The sequence below is a fragment of the Amycolatopsis sp. N2S4-7 genome, assembly GCF_058119595.1.
Genome location: NZ_CP172299.1, coordinates 8,178,045 through 8,195,520 on the forward strand (window position 1 = coordinate 8,178,045; position 17,476 = coordinate 8,195,520).

The window sequence follows — 17,476 nt, forward strand, 5'->3', positions numbered from 1 at the left end:
GGTGGGTAGGCGGGCCGGGGCCGGTCGGCCGACACGGACTGCTGCCGGTAGGCCGGTCCGGAAGAGCGCTCGCCGGAGTTGGGCCGGTTCACCCGCAGGGCGGGGCCGGCGAATCCGGTGTCCACGTCGGTCATGTGTTTTATCCTTGCTGGCAACAAAACCGGCCTCTTCGTCTTCGAAGCCGATCCAGATTTTGTGGCTCAGGCAACATAATTTCGTGCGAACGGCACTGTCAACGGGTTCTCCGCTGACTTTGCGGTAACCCGTCCGGACTACACCCGAACGGGTGGAACGGCGCGATGGGAGGTGACACTTCCGCTGTTCGCGGATGGTGCGCGGGTGACAACTTTTCAGCGGGCCTTTTGCGTGCCCCAGCCGGCCGTCAGGCGGGCGACGACGTCGTCGAGGGTCAGCCGCGCGGGCGCGGTCCCCGTGACGAACTCGTTCAGCAGCAGGCAGAACCCCTCCGGGTCGGCCACGTGTGGAAAGTGTTTCACGTTTTCCAGTACGGTCAAGCGGCTGTCCGGCAGCAGTTCGGCCGTCCGGCGCCCGTGCGCCACCGGGATGAGCGGGTCGCGCGCACCCCAGACCAGCAGCATCGGCACCTTGTCGGCCAGGTAGAGCTTCTCCACGGCGCTCGCGCGCTGGCCGCGCAGGTCGATCAGGCCGCGGGCGATGAACAGGAACGCCCGCCGCCGCGCGGGATCGGCCAGCGAGCCGAAATGCCGGGCCAGCTCCCGTGTTTCAGTTTTCAACGACCCGCCGAGCCGGCGGCCGAGCCGGGCCGCGGCCCGCGCGACGGCGAGCGTCGCCCGGTTCACCGTCAAGGCCAGGAAGGCCGGTGCGCCGGGCAGCGCCGACGCGCGCAGCACCGGGCTCACCTCCGGACCGAGCCCGGCGCTGCCGACCAGCACGAGCCGGTCGCACATTTCCGGGAACTGGTAGGCGAACTGCATCGCGATGCCGCCGCCGAGCGAGTGCCCGACGACGGTCGCGTGCCGCACGCCGGACACCGCGAGCACGTCCCGCACGATGCTCGCCATCGCGCCGAGCCCGTAGTCCGCGCGCGGCGCGTCGGATTCGCCGTGGCCCGGCAGATCGGGTGCCAGCACCCGGCGGCCGAGCGCGGCGCACCGCTCCAGCACCGGCACCCAGGTCTCGGCGCTGCCCGCGATCCCGTGCAGCAGCACGATCGCTTCGTCGCCCGCGCCCGCGGGCGGCACGTGCTCGTGCAGCCGGACGCGCCGGCCGTGGAGGGTGAGGACGGACGTCTCGAAGGTCATCGGCGGCCTTTCTCTCGACCCCGAAAATAGGGCATCCGGCCATTCGCCCCCGATGTGGCGAACACCACGCGGCCCGAATCCGGGTCCAGCATGATAAGAACTACGGCGGAAACGCGGCCGGGTGTGCGGGTTTTCCCGGCGTCACCGGTAATGCGTATCGACATTCCGCCGGCACCCGGGTATTCCTCGGACATGGTCGCAATGACGCACCGGACGCGCTGATGTCCTGCCGCGCGAGTTTCCAGTTCTTTTCGGGTGAACCCGGCGGGCCCGGCCCGCGGCGCGGTCGTCCGTGGCGGCGCGTGCTGCCCGTGCCGATGAGCCGGCTGGCCCGCTGCGAGAACGCGCCGGTCAGGCGTCCGGCGGCCGGTGCGCCCGCATCAGCCGCTGAGCCCGCAGCGCCAGCTGCATGCCGAGACGGTCGTCGGCGTCCTTGAGGCGGTCGCCGAACAGCTCCTCCAGCTGCCGCAGCCGGTTGCGCACGGTCTGCGGGTGGACGCCGAGGCGCTGCGCGATCTCCGGCGCCCCGCCGCGGGTCTCCAGCCAGGCCAGCAGCGTCTCGCTGAGCCGGTCGCGCTGCTTCTCGGTGAGGGACGCGAACGGGTCGAGGCTCTGCCGGGCCAGCTCGGCGGCCAGGAAGTCCTCGGCGAGCAGCCAGAGCGTGGCCAGGTGGTCGCGGCACCAGATGATCGGGCCGGGGGTGTCCGGCCCGGACAGCAGCAGCGCCCGCCGCGCGGTGCGCAGCGCGGCCGGGGCGTCGGCCAGCGGCACGGTCGGTGACACCGCCGCCCGCCAGCCGTCGAGCTTGGCTTCCAGCGGCGCCAGGTCGGCGTCGGGATCGCGGGTCAGCAGGTGCGGCTCCGGGCCGTCGAGGTCGGCCAGGACGCCGTCGCCGAGCAGGTCGGCGGGGAAGTCGGCGGCGTCGGGGCCGCGTTCGAGCGCGACCATCGCGGCGGTCTCCGGCAGCGGCCAGCCCGCGCCGCCGGCCAGCTCGGCGATGCTGCTCGCGGCACCTTCGGGGGCCTGCACGATCAGCTCCAGGAGCCGTCGCCGCCGGACCGGGACGGCGCCCTCGGCCTCGGCCTGCGCCTGCTGGTAGCCCTCGATCGCGGTCGCGCACAGCTCGTCGACGTAGGCGAAGATGGCCTCGGCGGCGACGGAGATGACGGCCGGGTCGACGCCCGCGGCGACGACGCCGGGGTGCATCGCCCGCCAGGCCACCCGCGCCCCGATCGTGGCGCTGTCCTGCAGCGCGTCGAGGTTGCGGCCCTCGGTGAACTCCCTCCGGCCGCGGCCGCGGTAGAACTCGATCCAGCGCTCGTGGCACAGCGCCGGCTCGCCCATCGAGTCGATGCAGTGCTGCACCGCGTACTCGACGCTCTTGACCAGCACCTTGCCGAACACGCCCTTGAGCGGCTGGCCGTAGGCCGGGACCGTGCGCTGGACCTCCTGGATCATCGAGGCCGCGGCGTGCCCGACGTGCGGGCGCAGGCCCGCGCCCAGCGCGCGCGGCAGCGAGGCCAGCAGGCGGAAGCTCCGGTACTCGACCACCAATCCCCCTTCGAGTCGTCCGGGCGGAGCCGAGCGTATCCGAACTCGGCGGCCGGGATGTGTCACCGAAATTCAACGAGCGATCCCTGAAAGGGTGACACGGACACGTCCTTTTGACACGGACGGGTGGGCGTCCTACGCTCCGTGTCAGATGGCGCCGGTTTCCCGGGGGATATTTCTGAGGCGCCAATTCCCGAGTGGAGGACCGAATTCCCCATGCGCGGTTCCGCTGCTTCGGACGGCTCGGTGTGGGCCCGGCTCCCGCACGAGCTCGGGGACGCGGTGCGCCCGCGGATCCCGGAGATCGCCCGGGCCTGCATCGACGCCATCGCCGCGGAGATTCCGGAATATTCCCGGAGTTTCGCCCCCGGCCCCGGGCGCGTCACCGCGATCGAGCAGGCGCGGCGCGGGATCGAGCGGGACGTCGACCGCGTCGGCACGCCCGCGCTGTGGCAGGCCGACCGGCTCGCCGAGTTCCGCGGCCACGGGCGGGCGGCGTTCCACAATGGTCTGAGCCGCGAGGCGGTGCAGGCGGCCGTGCGCGTGTCGAGCCGGGTCACCTGGCGCTGGATCGCCGACATCGCCCGGGACGCCGGGCTTTCCGGTGACGTCCTCTACGGCGCGGCCGAGGGGATGTTCGCCGACGTCGAGACGTCGATGGCGGCCGTCGCCGAGGGGTACCGCGCGGCCGAAGCCGCGATGTCCGGCACCGGCGAGCGGCACCGCCGGTTGCTCCGCGCGCTGATCGGCGGCCGGACACCGGCCGAAGTGGACGGTCTGGTCGCCGCGTCGGGGTTGCCGCTGCCCGAGCGGGTCGCCGCGGTGGCGTTCCGGGCGCTGCCCGGCGCCCCGGAGTTCCCGGCGGACCTGCTGCCCGAGCACGTCCCGGCCGACCCGGCCGGCGACCCGCCCGCCGCGCTCACCCCGGCCCCGGACACGGACCTGGCGGCCCTCGTCCGGCTGCCCGCGGGCTGGACGGCCGCGGTCGGGCCGCTGGTGCCGCCGGCCGAGGCCCCGGAGTCCTTCCGGGTCGCCCGCCGTGCGGTGGACCTGGCCGCCCGCGGGCTCCTCGACGTCCCGGGGCCGGTGGTCTGGTGCCGCGACCACGTGACGACGTTGCTCCTGCTCGCGGACGAGTTCCTGGTCGGCCAGCTGGCGTCGACGACGCTCGAGCCGCTGTCCGGGCTGTCCGGCCGCCGCCGCGAGCAGCTGGCGGAGACGCTGCTGGCCCTGGTCCAGACCCGCGGCAGCGCACCCGAACTGGGCCGGCTGCTCGCCCTGCACCCGCAGACGGTCCGGGCCCGGTTGAAGAAGCTGGCCGAGCTGTTCGGGGAGCGCTTGGACGATCCGGCCGAGCGGCTGCGGCTGGAGCTGGCTCTGCTGGCCGAGCGGGCGCTGCCCGGCCGCGACTGAGTGGACTGGTCCCCAAGCTCCCGATTGGCTCTGGGGAGACGGCCAATCCCGTTCTAGGCTGCCCGGCATGACCGGATTGCTCACCGAGCGCCTGCGGCAAGCCTCCGACAACGCCGTCGCGATGTGGGCCACCCTGGCCCGCGCCCGCGGTGATGACGTGCTCGAACGGGACACCTTCACCGTCATCGACGGGCGGCGGTTCCGGATCATGCTCAAGACCGCCACCCCGGACGCGGCCGGCGTGGCCGAGCTGACCGAACTCGCGCGGGCGCGCCGTGAAGACGGCCGGACCGTCGTCGTCGAGGACCCGTTCCGCGTGCTCGACCTCACCGGGCTCGGGATGCAGGCCGGGCAGCTGCCGGTCATGGTCCGCGAACCCGGCCCGGTGCCGGAGCCGGTGGACGTCGAGCGCGTCCGGACCCCCGCTGAGCTGGCCGAAGCCGAGGACATCGTGGTCCACGGCTTCCCGCTGGAGGAGTACCAGCCCCTCCGCGCGACCACCGTCTTCCCGCCCGGCCTTCTCGAGCGGGCCACGGCGTTCTTCGTCAAGGAGGCCGAGGGCGCCTGCCTCGCCATGGACCACGGCGGCGTCGGTGGCGCCTACTGGGTGACGACCCTGCCGGAGCACCGCTCGAAAGGCGTCGGACGCGAGTTGATGCACGCGGTGCTACGGCACTTCGACGACCTGCCCGTCACGCTGACCGCGTCCCGGTCCGGCCGGCCGCTGTACGAGAAGCTCGGCTTCGTCACCCTCGGCGACGCGAACTGGTGGCGCTGAGGGGAACACCCACCGCCGGTACCCGAACCAGCGGAACGCCGTGCCCGCGAGGGTGCCCAGCACCATCCCGGCGACGAAGTCCGCGACCTCCTGCGCCAGGTAACCGACGTGCGGCACCGCCAGGTGCAGCAGGTACCGCGAGACCAGCGGCGGCACGAGGTTCACGGCCACCGCGCCCGCGTTGACGGCGAAGAACAGCGTCGCCTCCCGCAGCCGCCCGTGGCCGCCGCGCGTGGCGAACGACCAGCGCCGGGAGAGCAGGTACGCGAACGCCGTGGCGGCGATCGTGGCGATCGCGAGGGCCGTCACCGGCTTCTCCCGGAACACGGTGAGCTTCAGGCTGTAGTCGCCCAGTAGGGTGACCCCGTACGCGGCCAGGCCGACGACGGCGAAGCGGAGCAGCTCTCGCGGCTCGGGCATGGTTCCTCCAGGTGACGCCGACAGGGTGGAGGTCTTTCGATGGCACGCACGGGCGGTGAGGGTGAACTTCCCTCCGTCGCCGAACTGGTGAACCTTTCGCAGACGAAGCCGCTGATGATCCGCGGTGAACTCGACGCGAAGCTCGCCGAAGAACCGGCACCCGAGCCCGCCCCCGACCCGCTGGCCATCCTCGACGCCGAACTGGCCGCCGACGGCGAACCCGGCGGCGAACCCGATGACCGCCCGCAGGACGCCCCGCCCGCCGACGGGTCCCGCCGCACGAAGCCGTACGTCCTCGCCGCGGGCGCGGCCGTCGCGCTCGGGCTGGCCGCGGTCGTGCTGCTCCAGCCGCACCAGGTCGGCGGCACGGCCGTGCCGCCGCCCGGGAAGCCCGCCACCGCTCCGCCGCCGACCTCCAGCGAAGCGGTGGAGACGATGAGCGCGACCCAGGAACCGGCCCCGCTGACGGCCGAGGTGCGCCACTCCCCGGTCGAGACCACCAGCGCGCCGGCCGCCGCGGGGCGCAAACCGGCGCGCCCCGCGACCTCCTCGGCGCCCGAGGACCAGTGGCGCGAATACGTGAGCTCGATGATCAGCTCGTGGCAGCACGGCCGCGGCCGCGGGGACCGCTGATCAGCAGTTCGACGTCGCCGGCTTCCCGGCGATCCGGTCCTTCACGAAGGCCAGGACGTCGGCGTTGCCGGTGTAGACCAGCGTGATGTGGTCGGTGTCGTAGGTCTTCCACGTCTCCTGGACCCCGGCCGCGCAGTACGCCTTGTGCAGCGCGTCGGCCTGCGCGAACTGCACCAGCTGGTCGCCCGTCCCGTGGTACTGGAACACCGGAACGCGCGGGGGGACGCCGCCGAGCTTGTTCTCGTTCAGCCGGGCCACCCACGCGGGCTTGATGTAGCCCGGGCCGGTCGTGTAGTCCGCGATCTTCTGGTTCGCGTACGTCGTGAGCAGCTCGAACGTGCACGCGCTCTGCTTCATCTCGGCCAGCTTCGCGCGGCCGTTGTCGCTGAGGAACGAGTCCAGCTGCAGTTCGGGGTAGGCCTGGTCGAGGCCGAGCAGGGCGTAGGCGAACACGCCGAACCCGAACTTGCCGTCGAGCTGCAGCGTCACCTGGACGAGGTCCGCCGGCACCCCGCCGGCCGCGATCCCGACGAGGTTCAGCTCCGGCGCGTACGCCGGCTGCAGCTCGCCCGCCCACGCCGCGGCCCCGCCGCCCTGGGAGTAGCCGCGGAAGACGACCTTCGACGTCGCCGACAGCCCGGCCGCGGTGAGCCGCTGGGCCGCGCGGACGCCGTCGATCACCGCCGGGCCTTCGGAGCGGCCCACGACGTACGTCGTCTTCGGCGTGCTCTGGTAGCCCTCGTAGTCCGGGACGGCGACGGCGTACCCCGCGTCCAGGAGGTCGTCGAGGCCGGGCTGTTCGTAGAAGGCGCCGATGTCGATCATCTTCGACGGCGTGCAGTCGAAGGCCGGGCCGTGCGTGCCGGGGTCGAACGAGACGATCGGAGCCGTCGCGCGGTCGGCGTTCTTCGGGACGAGCACGGTCCCGGTGACGGCGTCGGGCTGCCCGAGCGCGTTCGTGGACAGGTACATCACCTGCCACGCGTCCACCGAAGCCCGGCGCGGGCCGGCGTTGGACGTCCGCCAGCGGATCACGTCCCCCGGTTCGCCCGCGGGCAGCGGTGACGGCGGGGTGTAGAAGGAGTCGTCGAAGGGGCCGGTCCCGCCCGGCGGCGGTGCGGCCGAAGCCGCCGGGGCCGAGGCCGTGGCGAGGACCAGGGCGACCAGCGCGGCGAGCACGCGGCGGGCGGTCACGAGCCCGTCCCGTAGACGCGCTTGCAGGTGGCGGACTCGCTGAAGGCCAGGTTCAGCTCGGGGTTCGCCTTGAGGTCCTTGATCGGGCCCTCCGGGTCGGCGAGCTGGCCCATGGTGGCGTCGGCTTCGGAGATGACCTGGCGCAGGCTGCCCTGGTCGGTCACCTTCGCCTGCTCCATCTTGGCCTTCGTCTCGGCGAGCTTGGTCCTGGTCTCGGCGAGGTTGCCGGTCGCCTTGTCCACAGCGGACTGTCCATCCGGGACGGGCGGGACACCGGCGGTGCGGATGCCGCCCGCCATGTCCTCGAGGGCGGAGCCCAGGCGGCCCAGGAAGTCGACCATCGCGTCCCGGGTCTTCACCGGATCCGCGTCGTCGACGGCCGGCGGCTGGGACAGCTTCGCCGAGCCCGCCGCGACCCCGGTGCACACCTTGTCGACCCAGGCCAGTGCCGCGGGGTCGGCGTGGCGGCCGGGGTCGGCCGGGGCGTCCGACCCGCAGGCGGCGCACAACAGAAGCGCGGCGGCCGACACGACGAGCACCGCGCTGTGCATTCTTTTCATGGGTTTCGAAGCTACGCGGCGTAGAAGTGGGCGGGCAAGAACAGAATGGGCGGTTGGCACGTGTGTCAACATTTCCGGACCCGGTTTTGTTACGTGTGTCAGCGGTTCGCCGGCGCCGCTGTACTGGGGAAACCTTCCCGTCCCTGCTAGGAACCCGGACGGGGTGGCGTGCCGGTGTGACAATTTGCGGTGCCTATGTGACCTTTTTGCCGAAAGCCCTTGATCGACGCCATCCGCGCTCGTTAACTTACGGTTCGGTCGCGATTTCCGGGAGAACGCGTGCCGTTTCGTATCACTGTTGATACACGGAAGGACCATCGTGAGTCACCCAAGAGGCAAGAAGAAGACGGTCGCGGCCGCCGCGGCCGCGGGCGCGGTGGGGTTGATCGCCACCGCACTGGTTGTCGGGGCGCAGGCCAGCGCCGCCGACCCGATCTCGCTGGCGCTGAACTACCACTGCACCTTCCCGCTGGTGGGGTCGCAGTCGCTCAAGGTGGTGATCAACACCGACCTGCCGACCACGGTGAACACCGGGCAGCCGACCGGCGCGTTCGACATCAAGGCCGTGTCCACCATCAACGCGGACACCGTCAGCGGCCTGAGCCTGATCGGTGCCACGACGCTCGAAGGCACCGCGACCGCCGCCGCGACCGTCGCGGCGCCGAGCCTCAACCTGCCGGTCAGCGTCCCGATCACGCTGGACAAGACGAACATCCCGGCGTCCGGTGAGATGAACATCAACGCCGCGGGCAAGACGCCGTCGCTGACGTTCACCCAGGCGGGCCAGGCGAAGATCACCGTCGGGGACCTGAACCTCAAGGTCACCCCGCGCAAGGCCGACGGCTCGGTCACCGGCATCACGCCGGACGGCACGATCGACGCGCCGTGCACGCAGGACAGCGGCCAGAACAACACCCTGGCCACGATCACCATCAACGGCGGTGGCGGGCCGACGACGACCCCGCCCACCACCACCCCGCCGACCACGACGCCGCCGACGACCACGCCGCCGGTGACGACCCCGCCCACCACGACCCCGCCGGGCGGGGGCATCAAGTACTCGTTCGGCATCACCGGGCAGACCTCGCTCAAGTCGCTCGGCAGCACCGCGCCGATCACGGGCTCGTTCGACGCCGACGTCAACCTGTCGGCCAAGACGTTCACCGGGAACCTGCAGCTGAACCCGACGCACACCGACTTCAAGCTCTTCGGCTTCCTGCAGGGCAGCTCGGACGTCAAGGTCGTGCAGAACGGCCCGCAGACCGGTGAGCTGGTGGGCACCGGGTTCAAGGCGCACATCAAGTTCGACACGTTCCTCACCACGGTCAACCTGTTCGGCATCCCGATCAGCACCGACCCGAAGTGCGGCACGGTCAGCTCGTCGACCAGCGAAATGACCACCGGTCCCGACTTCGACCTGCTCAAGGGCGGCAAGCTGTCGGGCACCTATTCGCTGTCCGCGCTGCAGAATTGCGGCTCGTTCAACGACATCATCAGCGCGTTCGCCAAGAGTGACGGCAACTCGCTGGATCTCGTGCTCGCCAAGAAGTGACCTGATCTGCCGGCCCCCGCCGCGCCGCGGCGGGGGCCGGTGCCATGCCCCGGAAAGGGAGAGCCCGTGCCGAAAGCCCGGACGTTGCTCGCGGCGGGCCTCGCCTGCCTCGCGGTCTTCACGGTCGTCTCGCCCGCCTCGGCGGCGTCGACGCCCATCGCCAAGAAACTGAGCTTCACCTGCCCGTTCCCGTTGATCGGACGGCAGAAACTGGACGTCGAGATCAAGGCGTCGTTCGAGGTGCCGTCCGCGCCGGGCGGCACGTTCACCACGACGGAACTGGCCGTCTCGGTGACCGTGCCGGACAAGTCCACGCGCGGCCTGGCCCTGGTCGGCGCGGCGAGCATCGAAGGGACGGCGTCCGCAGGGGTGACGCTGGCCAACGGCTCGCTGACGCTGCCGCTGAGCCTGCCGCTGACCGTGGCGAAGACGGCGGTGCCCGCGTCGGGGGCGTTCACGACACCGGCGTCCGGCTCGGTCCCGCCGGTGCAGCTGCCGAACGCGGGCCGGACGACGCTGACGATCGGCGGCTTCAGCACCCGCCTGACGCCCAAGAAGGCCGACGGCTCGTTCACCGGGCTGGGCTCCTTCACCTCGGACTGCACGCTCGACCCGGGCCAGGACCCGGTGCTGCTGAGCTTCGACCTCGGCGCTGCGCAGTCTTCCTACGACTACGGCGTCGCCGGGGTGACGGCGGTGAAGGCGCTCGGTGCGTCCCCGCCGCTGACCGGGTCGTTCACGGTCGCCCAGGACTTCCGCCCGGCGTTCGACCGGACACGGGCGGAGTTCAAGGTGCTCGGGTTCGTGCCCGGCACCGCCGACCTGCAGTTCAGCCCGGACGGACCGCAGACCGCGGACCTCGGCGGCGGCGGGTTCGTCGCGCACGCGAAGCTCGCCCTGGCGTTGCCGCAGGTGACGCTGTTCGGGCTGCCGGTGGCGGACGCGGGGTGCCGGGCGAGCGCCCCGATCCCGGTCGACCTGCGCTCGGGCAGCGGGTTCGTGCCGGCCACGGGCGGCCCGGTGACCGGCACCTACGCGATCCCGGCGCTGGCCGGCTGCGGCACGTTCACGCCGTACCTGAGTTCGCTGGTCCAGGGGGAGGGCAACACCTTCGCGCTGACGTTGACCGCGCGCTGAAAAACCTCCTCCGCCGTTGTCGATTCCGTCCGTCCCCGCGTGACGGGTATGAAGACAGACGGAAGCGAGCCAGGAGGAACGGACATGGCGCAGTACGCGGTGCTGATCTACGAGCGGATCCCCGCCGAAGACCTGCCGGAGGAGATCATGGACCGGCACCTCGGCCTGCCGGAGCGGATCGGCGAGCTGGGCGGCAAGGTGACCGCCGGCCTGGCCCTGCAGCCCAACGAGACGGCCACCGCCATCCGCGGCGACCTGGTGACCGACGGGCCCTTCGTGGAAACCAAAGAGGTGCTCGCCGGGGTGTACGTCCTGGAGGCCCGGGATCTCGACCACGCCCTCGCGTGCGCGAAGCTCACCCCGGTCGCCGAAGGCGGCGTCGAAGTGCGGCCGCTCGTGGACTTCCAGGTGGTGCCGGACTGACCGCCGCCGCGGACGCCGTCGCCGAGGCGCACCGGCGCGAGTGGGCCTCCGTGCTCGCCGCGACGGTGCGGGTCACCCGCGACCTCGACGAGGCCGAGGAGGCCGTGCAGGACGCCTACCTGCAGGCCATGGCCCGCTGGGCCCGCGACGGCGTCCCGGAGCGGCCCGGCGCGTGGCTGACCACGGTCGCGCGCCGGACCGCGCTCAACGCCGTCCGGCACCGGGAGGTGCTGCGGCGCAAGCTGCCGCTGCTGGTCGAGCCGGCCGGCGGCGAGCCGCCGGAGCCCACCGGCCCGATCCCGGACGACCGGCTCCGGCTCGTCTTCACCTGCTGCCACCCGGCGCTCGCGCAGGAGGCCCAGATCGCGCTCACGCTGCGGCTCGTGTGCGGGGTCGCGACCGCCGACATCGCGCACGCCTTCCTGGTGCCCGAGCCGACGATGGCCGCCCGGATCACCCGTGCGAAGAAGAAGATCGCCGCCGCGCGGATCCCGTACGCCGTGCCGTCGGCCGAAGACCTGCCCGCGCGGGTGTCGGTCGTGCTGACCGTGCTGCACCTGCTCCACGCGGCCGGGCACACCGCGCCGTCGGGGGACGACCTCGTCCGCGACGACCTGACCGGCCGCGCGCTCGACCTGGCGCGGATGCTGCGGGCGCTGCTGCCGGGGGACACCGAGGTCGCCGGGCTGCTCGCGCTCCTGCTGGTCCACCACGCCCGCCGGGCCACCCGGACCGACGCGGCCGGGCGGCTGGTGCGGCTCGAGGACCAGGACCGGTCCCGCTGGGACACCGCGCTGATCGCCGAGGCCGACCGGCTCGTCGTCGAAGCGCTGAAGGGCGGCCCGCCCGGCCGCTTCGCCGTCCAGGCCGCGATCGCCGCCCTGCACGCCCAGGCACCGAGCTACGCCGAGACGGACTGGGCGCAGATCCTTGCCCTCTACGACGTGCTGCTGCGCCTGTGGCCGTCGCCCGTCGTGGCGCTCAACCGCGCGGTCGCGCTGGCCGCGGTGGCCGGCCCGGCCGTGGCCCTCGAGGAGGTCACCCGGCTCGAAGCCGAGGGCAGGCTCGCCGGTTACCGCTACCTGCCCGCCACCAAGGCCGACCTGCTGCACCGCCTCGGCCGGGACGCCGAGGCGGCCGAGGCCTACCGGGCGGCGCTCGCGCTGAGCGGCAACGCCGTCGAGGAGGAGTTCCTCGCCGGGCGGCTCAGCGGCGCCTGACCAGCAGGACGAACCCGGCGAGCGAGAGGACCAGCGCGGCCAGGAAGAACGCGCCGTGCACGTAGTGGCGTTCCCCGGCGTCCCGGGCCAGCTGCACCACCAGGACCGCGAGGCCGGCCACGCCGGCGACCAGCAGGACCACCCGGGTCCCCTTGACCCCGCGGTGGACGCCGTACACGAGCAACGCCCACAGCCCGGCGCAGACGACGTACGCGAGCGCCGCGACCGGGAGCGGGACGGCGGCCTCCACGGGCGTCCCGCGTCCCCCGAGCAGCGAGCCGAGGAACCAGCACGCCGTCGCGGCCCACCAGGCGACGACCGCGCGCGGGGACATGACCGCCAGCGTAGGGCGGGACCGGGCGGTCGCGGCACGGACACGACCCGAACCGTTACCCACCCGTCGTCCGGCCGGGTGCTATAAAACGCTACCCCGGTGGGACCGGTTCCACGGCCGTGGTCGTCCGCCGCCGGTGCCGCTAGGGTGATCGTCTGGATGTGCTGGCTCACGAGCAGCCGAACGGGGAGACGCCGGTGACCGCCGCGCACGAACCATCGTGGGAGCCCGGCACCCGCCTGCGCGTGCTGCTCATCGAAGACGACGACGGCGACGCGCTGCTCGTCGAGGAGATGCTGGCGGACACGTCCATCCCGTTCTCCCTCGAACGCGTCGAAACCCTGGCCGCCGCGCTCGCCGGCCCGCTCACCGCCGACTGCGTCGTGCTCGACCTGCAGCTGCCCGACGCCATGGGGCTGAGCGGGCTGACGAAGCTCGGCCAGCACGCGCCCGGCGTCGCGGTCGTCGTCCTGACCGGGCAGCACGACCAGGCCACCGGTGTCGCGGCCGTCGCCGCCGGCGCGCAGGACTACCTCGTCAAGGACCAGGTCGACGGGCCGCTGCTGGTGAAAGCGCTGCGCTTCGCCCGCGAACGCAAGCGCGCCGAGCAGGTCGAGCAGCAGTTCCTGCAGCAGCAGCTGCTCGCCAGGGAGAACGCGCGGCTCGAACGCGGCCTGCTGCCCAGCCCGCTGCTGCGCGACCCGCACCTCGACCTCGCCTCGCGGTACCGGCCCGGCCGCAACGGTTCCCTGCTGGGCGGCGACTTCTACGACGCGATCGAGCTCGGCGACGGCACCGTCCAGATGATGATCGGCGACGTCTGCGGCCACGGCCCGGACGAGGCCGCGCTCGGCGTCGCGCTGCGGATCGCGTGGCGCTCGCTGGTGATGGCCGGCCTGCCGATGTCCGACGTGCTGAGCATGGTCGAGCGGGTCCTGGTGCACGAGCGGATCGAGCCGCTGTTCGCCACCGTCTGCATGGTTGTCGTCGCGCCGGACCGAAGATCGCTGCGCCTGTCGCTGGCCGGGCACCTCCCGCCGCTGCTGCTCACCCCCGGCGACGGGCACCTGCTCTCAGGCGAGCGCCTCGGCGTTCCGCTCGGCGTCGTCGAAGGCGCCAAGTGGGACGCCCTCGAAGTCGCCCTGGAGCCGGGGTGGTCCCTGCTGCTGTACACCGACGGCGTGTTCGAAGGCCGCGTCGGCGCCGGGTCCGAGCGCCTCGGCCACGAACGGATGGCCGCTCTCATGCTCGACATCCGGCGCGAGACCGGCGGGCACGGCCACGTCCTGCTCGACGAGCTGATCGCCCGCGCCGAACGCCTCAACTCGGGCCCGCTCGACGACGACGTCGCCCTCGCCCTGCTCCGCCACGACCCGGGAAGTGCGGCCGATGAGCGCTGACGAACGCGGCTGGTCGATCGGCCGCTGGCTGGTCCTGTTCGCCGTCGCCGAGACCGTGCTGCTGCTCGCCGCGCTGGTCGCGAGCGGGATCGCGCTGAACAACCTCACCGACGCCCGCAACCGCCTGCTCGACGTGATCGGGCCGCAGCGGGTCAACGCGAGCCAGCTGTCCACCGCGCTGGTCGACCAGGAGAGCGGCGCTCGCGGCTACCAGCTCGGGCGCCAGCCGGTCTTCCTCGCCCCGTACACCGACGGCGTCCGCGCGCAGGCCGACGCGGTCACCCAGCTGCGGCAGCTCGGCGCGGTGCCGGGCACCCGGCTCGGCGACGACTTGGACGCCGTCCTGCGCGCGGCCGCCGCCTGGCAGGCCGCGGTCGCGCCCACCCTCGCGCCGGGCGCGCCGCCGGTCACCGCGGCGCAGGTCGAGCGCGACCGGGACCTGTTCGTCCAGGTGCGCGCGGCGCTCGACGCCCAGCTCGGCCACCTCGCCGAGGTCCGCGACACCGGCCGCGCGGACCTCGACGGCGCGGCGAGCTTCCTGACCGCGATGCTCGTGGCCGTCGCCGTGCTGGTCGTGCTGCTGTTCGTGGTGCTGTTCCTCGGCCTGCGCCAGGTCATCACCCGGCCGATCCTGCGGCTGGCCGGCGAGGTGCGCCAGGTCGCCGACCAGGACGTCCACCGGCCGGTGCACGGCAGCGGGCCGCGCGAGATCGCCCAGCTCGGCGCCGACGTCGAGGCCATGCGGCTGCGGATCCTCGACGAGGTCGCCGAGCTCGAGCGGGCGCACGCGCTGCTGGACAAGCGCACCCGCGAGGCGGAGCGCTCCAACGCGCTGCTCGACAAGCGCACCCGCGAGGCGGAGCGCTCCAACGCGCTGCTGGACCGGCGGACGCGCGAGCTGGAGCGGTCCAACGCCGACCTGGAGCAGTTCGCCTACGTCGCTTCGCACGACCTGCAGGAACCGCTGCGGAAGGTGGCCAGCTTCTGCCAGCTGCTCCAGCGGCGCTACCAGGGCCTGCTCGACGAACGCGGCGAGCAGTACATCGAGTACGCCGTCGACGGCGCCAAGCGGATGCAGGGCCTGATCAACGACCTCCTGGCGTTCTCCCGGGTCGGCAGGCAGCCGGGCGAGCACGTCGTCGCCGAGGCGGGCCGGCTGGTCGACGACGCGCTCGCGAACCTGGAGGTCGCGCTTTCGCTCAGCGGCGGCAAGGTCGACCGCGGCGAGCTGCCCGAGGTGCGCGTCGAGCCGGCGCTGATGACAGCGGTGTTCCAGAACCTGATCGGCAACGCGCTCAAGTTCAAGGGCGAGGCGCCGCCGGAGGTGCGGGTCACCGCGGAGCGCGACGGCGACGACTGGGTGTTTTCGGTGTCGGACAACGGCATCGGCATCGACGCGGAGTACGCGGAACGGATCTTCGCGCTGTTCCAGCGGCTGCACACGCGCAACGCCTACCCGGGCACCGGCATCGGCCTGCCCCTGTGCCGCCGGATCGTCGAGTACCACGGCGGCCGGATCTGGCTCGACACCGAAGCCGGGAACACCACGTTCCGCTTCACCGTGCCGGCCGCCGAGGACGAGGGGGACGCATGACGCGGGCACGCGCCCCGATCGACATCCTGCTCGTCGAGGACGACCCCGGCGACGTGCTGATGACCCGGGAAGCCTTCGAGCACCACAAGATCCGCAACGCCCTGCACGTCGCGAGCGACGGCGTCGAGGCGATCGACTTCCTCAACCGCCGCGGGCGGTTCCGGGAGGCACCGCGGCCGGGACTGATCCTGCTCGACCTCAACCTGCCCCGCAAGGACGGCCGGGAGGTGCTCGGCGAGATCAAGCAGGACCCGCGGCTGCGCACGATCCCGGTGGTCGTGCTGACGACGTCGGAGGCCGAAGAGGACATCGTGCGCAGCTACGACCTGCACGCCAACGCCTACGTCACCAAGCCGGTCGACTTCGAGAAGTTCGTCGAGGTGGTCCGGAAGATCGACGACTTCTGGGTCACGGTGGTGCAGCTGCCGCACCGGTAGCCGTTTGGCGGGGAGTCGGGCACGATAAGGGGCCGTGACCCCTTCATCACGGGACCTTCCCGCTGCCGAGCTGGCGGTGACGCTGGACTGGCGGGGCCGGGCCGCGGTGCTGTGCGTGGCGGGGGAGATCGACCTGCTGAGCGCGCCGGAGTTCGAGGACGTCGTCGGCGCGGTGCTGGCCGACGGGCCGGAGACGCTGGTGGTGGACCTGCGCGAGGTGACGTTCTTCTGTTCGGCGGGCCTGCAGGTGCTCGCGGCGGCCCACCGGCGGCTGGCCGAGCACGCGCTGCGGGTCGTGAGCGATTCCCCGGTGACGTCGGGGCCGCTGAAGACCACCGGGCTCGACACGTGGATCGGCATCCACCCGACGGTCGCCGAAGCGCTCAAGTGAGGCGGGCCCCGATGCAGGAATCCACCGGCCCGTTCCGCCGCCACGACGTCCCCGCGGCGCCGGACGCCCTGCGCCGCCTCCGCCACGACCTGACGGCGTGGGTCCGCTCCGCCGGCGTCGACGAGGTCCGGGCCGGCGACATCGTGCTGGCGAGCTACGAGGCGCTGGCGAACGTGGCCGACCACGCGTACGGCGGTTCGGGCCGGGGCGTGGTCGACCTCGACGCGGCGGTGCACCCGGACCGGATCGAGGTCGTGATCACCGACCACGGCAAGTGGCGGACGCCGGTCCTCGACCCCCGCCCGGTGTCCCTGCGGGGGCGGGGTTTGCTGCTGCTGCGGGCGAGCGCCGACCGGGCCGACATCTCGTCCGGCGAAGAGGGGACCGTGGTGACGTTGGCCTGGGACCTGACCCCGGTCCGGCCCTGAAACGGTGAAAGGCCCCGAGGTGGCGTCGGATCCGACGCCACCTCGGGGCCCTCGAACCGCTAGTTCCGGACCACTGCCCCGGTCTTCGGGTCCAGCGTGACCCGTTTCGCCTGCGGCCACCAGAAGTTGAACATGCCGGTCAACGACCCGGCCCTGGCGTCGAACGAGGAGTCGCCGATGCGGCCGGCGAACCAGTTGTCCTCGATGAACTTCAGCACCGACGTCTGGTCCGTCAGCGTGTGGTCGACGTGGTTGACCTTGCTGTACGGCGAAACCACCAGCAGTGGCAGCCGCGGTCCGTAACCGCAGCGGTCCGCGTACCCGCCCAGCGACGTCGGCTTCGCCGTGCAGATCGACTGGTCCTGCGAAGCGTCGTGGGAGCCGTTGACGATCGGCGAGGGTGCGTGGTCGTACCAGCCGTCCGAGTCGTCGTACGCCAGGACGATCGCCGTCGACTTCCAGTCCGGGGACTGCTGGATCTTGTTGATCTCGCTGACCACGAACTGCTGCTCGTCCAGCGGGTCCGAGTAACCCGCGTGGCCGTCCTGGTACTCCGGCGCCTTCAGGAAGCTCACCGCGGGCATCGAGCCGGCCTGCAGCGCGGCGTCGAAGTCCGTGATGTCGTACTGGTGGTTCGCGCGGTCGGTCTGGCCGATCGCCTGCACCGACGACGGCGCGAGGTGCTTCGGGTTCGCCGTCGACCGGTAGTACTGGAACGGCTCGTGGTG

General features: G+C 72.5%; 18 protein-coding genes and 1 pseudogene. 12 read left to right on the forward strand and 7 right to left on the reverse strand.

The window, feature by feature from the left end; translation table 11 throughout:
• Positions 1-350 precede the first annotated feature (350 nt).
• Both ACH54P_RS38940 and ACH54P_RS38945 read right to left on the reverse strand, forming a co-directional pair.
• Positions 351-1,283: an alpha/beta fold hydrolase gene (locus ACH54P_RS38940; protein WP_489908281.1), complete on the reverse strand. Its 933-nt coding sequence runs from the start codon at positions 1,281-1,283 to the stop codon at positions 351-353.
• Positions 1,284-1,634: 351 nt separating this feature from the next.
• Entirely contained in the window at positions 1,635-2,837 is a 1,203-nt protein-coding gene (locus ACH54P_RS38945; RefSeq protein WP_489908282.1) for a PucR family transcriptional regulator, read from the reverse strand.
• 213 nt (positions 2,838-3,050) lie between these two features.
• Here ACH54P_RS38945 and ACH54P_RS38950 point away from each other — a divergent pair, with 213 nt between their 5' ends.
• Complete coding sequence (locus ACH54P_RS38950) at positions 3,051-4,247, forward strand: PucR-like N-terminal domain-containing protein (protein WP_489908283.1); 1,197 nt, start codon at positions 3,051-3,053, stop codon at positions 4,245-4,247.
• 67 nt (positions 4,248-4,314) lie between these two features.
• Positions 4,315-5,025 carry a GNAT family N-acetyltransferase gene (locus ACH54P_RS38955; RefSeq protein WP_489908284.1) on the forward strand — a complete coding sequence of 237 codons (711 nt, stop codon included), beginning with the start codon at positions 4,315-4,317 and terminating at the stop codon, positions 5,023-5,025.
• Here ACH54P_RS38955 and ACH54P_RS38960 read toward each other — a convergent pair.
• Complete coding sequence (locus ACH54P_RS38960; RefSeq protein WP_489908285.1) at positions 4,915-5,445, reverse strand: GtrA family protein; 531 nt, start codon at positions 5,443-5,445, stop codon at positions 4,915-4,917. The two genes, ACH54P_RS38955 and ACH54P_RS38960, sit on opposite strands and share 111 nt — an antisense overlap.
• Before the next feature lie 39 nt (positions 5,446-5,484).
• Between ACH54P_RS38960 and ACH54P_RS38965 the strand changes: the two genes are divergently transcribed.
• Positions 5,485-6,078: a hypothetical protein gene (locus ACH54P_RS38965; RefSeq protein WP_489908286.1), complete on the forward strand. Its 594-nt coding sequence runs from the start codon at positions 5,485-5,487 to the stop codon at positions 6,076-6,078.
• Here the strand turns inward: ACH54P_RS38965 and ACH54P_RS38970 are convergent, their stop codons facing one another.
• Complete coding sequence (locus tag ACH54P_RS38970; protein ID WP_489908287.1) at positions 6,079-7,272, reverse strand: lipase family protein; 1,194 nt, start codon at positions 7,270-7,272, stop codon at positions 6,079-6,081.
• A complete protein-coding gene (locus ACH54P_RS38975; RefSeq protein WP_489908288.1) occupies positions 7,269-7,832 on the reverse strand; it encodes a hypothetical protein in 564 nt (187 codons plus the stop codon). The genes ACH54P_RS38970 and ACH54P_RS38975 overlap by 4 nt, the downstream gene beginning before the upstream one ends.
• A 319-nt stretch (positions 7,833-8,151) precedes the next feature.
• Between ACH54P_RS38975 and ACH54P_RS38980 the strand changes: the two genes are divergently transcribed.
• The 4 genes from ACH54P_RS38980 to ACH54P_RS38995 all read left to right on the forward strand — a co-directional run bounded on the left by ACH54P_RS38980 (position 8,152) and on the right by ACH54P_RS38995 (position 12,164).
• Positions 8,152-9,384 (forward strand): DUF6801 domain-containing protein, encoded by a 1,233-nt coding sequence (locus tag ACH54P_RS38980; protein WP_489908289.1) that lies wholly within the window; start codon positions 8,152-8,154, stop codon positions 9,382-9,384.
• Between the two features lie 66 nt (positions 9,385-9,450).
• Positions 9,451-10,521, forward strand: a complete 1,071-nt coding sequence (locus ACH54P_RS38985) for a DUF6801 domain-containing protein (RefSeq protein WP_489908290.1) — start codon at positions 9,451-9,453, stop codon at positions 10,519-10,521.
• Between the two features lie 84 nt (positions 10,522-10,605).
• Entirely contained in the window at positions 10,606-10,944 is a 339-nt protein-coding gene (locus ACH54P_RS38990) for a YciI family protein (RefSeq protein WP_489908291.1), read from the forward strand.
• On the forward strand, positions 10,941-12,164 hold the full coding sequence (locus tag ACH54P_RS38995; protein WP_489916891.1) for an RNA polymerase sigma factor: 1,224 nt from the start codon (positions 10,941-10,943) through the stop codon (positions 12,162-12,164). The genes ACH54P_RS38990 and ACH54P_RS38995 overlap by 4 nt, the downstream gene beginning before the upstream one ends.
• Here the strand turns inward: ACH54P_RS38995 and ACH54P_RS39000 are convergent.
• Positions 12,151-12,498: a hypothetical protein gene (locus tag ACH54P_RS39000; RefSeq protein WP_489908292.1), complete on the reverse strand. Its 348-nt coding sequence runs from the start codon at positions 12,496-12,498 to the stop codon at positions 12,151-12,153. The genes ACH54P_RS38995 and ACH54P_RS39000 overlap by 14 nt on opposite strands.
• A gap of 197 nt (positions 12,499-12,695) precedes the next feature.
• Between ACH54P_RS39000 and ACH54P_RS39005 the strand changes: the two genes are divergently transcribed.
• Genes ACH54P_RS39005 through ACH54P_RS39025 form a run of 5 tightly spaced genes read left to right on the forward strand, consistent with a single transcriptional unit; the run spans position 12,696 to position 16,748 of the window.
• Positions 12,696-13,898 carry a PP2C family protein-serine/threonine phosphatase gene (locus ACH54P_RS39005; protein ID WP_489916893.1) on the forward strand — a complete coding sequence of 401 codons (1,203 nt, stop codon included), beginning with the start codon at positions 12,696-12,698 and terminating at the stop codon, positions 13,896-13,898.
• Positions 13,888-15,492, forward strand: a complete 1,605-nt coding sequence (locus ACH54P_RS39010; RefSeq protein ID WP_489908293.1) for a sensor histidine kinase — start codon at positions 13,888-13,890, stop codon at positions 15,490-15,492. Before ACH54P_RS39005 ends, ACH54P_RS39010 begins: the two co-directional genes overlap by 11 nt.
• Entirely contained in the window at positions 15,489-15,929 is a 441-nt protein-coding gene (locus tag ACH54P_RS39015; protein ID WP_489908294.1) for a response regulator, read from the forward strand. Before ACH54P_RS39010 ends, ACH54P_RS39015 begins: the two co-directional genes overlap by 4 nt.
• Before the next feature lie 34 nt (positions 15,930-15,963).
• Positions 15,964-16,320: an STAS domain-containing protein gene (locus ACH54P_RS39020; RefSeq protein WP_489908295.1), complete on the forward strand. Its 357-nt coding sequence runs from the start codon at positions 15,964-15,966 to the stop codon at positions 16,318-16,320.
• Positions 16,321-16,331: 11 nt separating this feature from the next.
• Positions 16,332-16,748 (forward strand): ATP-binding protein, encoded by a 417-nt coding sequence (locus ACH54P_RS39025; RefSeq protein ID WP_489908296.1) that lies wholly within the window; start codon positions 16,332-16,334, stop codon positions 16,746-16,748.
• A 59-nt stretch (positions 16,749-16,807) separates the two neighbouring features.
• Here the strand turns inward: ACH54P_RS39025 and ACH54P_RS39030 are convergent.
• Positions 16,808-17,419, reverse strand: a pseudogene (locus tag ACH54P_RS39030) (phospholipase C); the annotation flags it as partial.
• Positions 17,420-17,476: the final 57 nt, after the last annotated feature.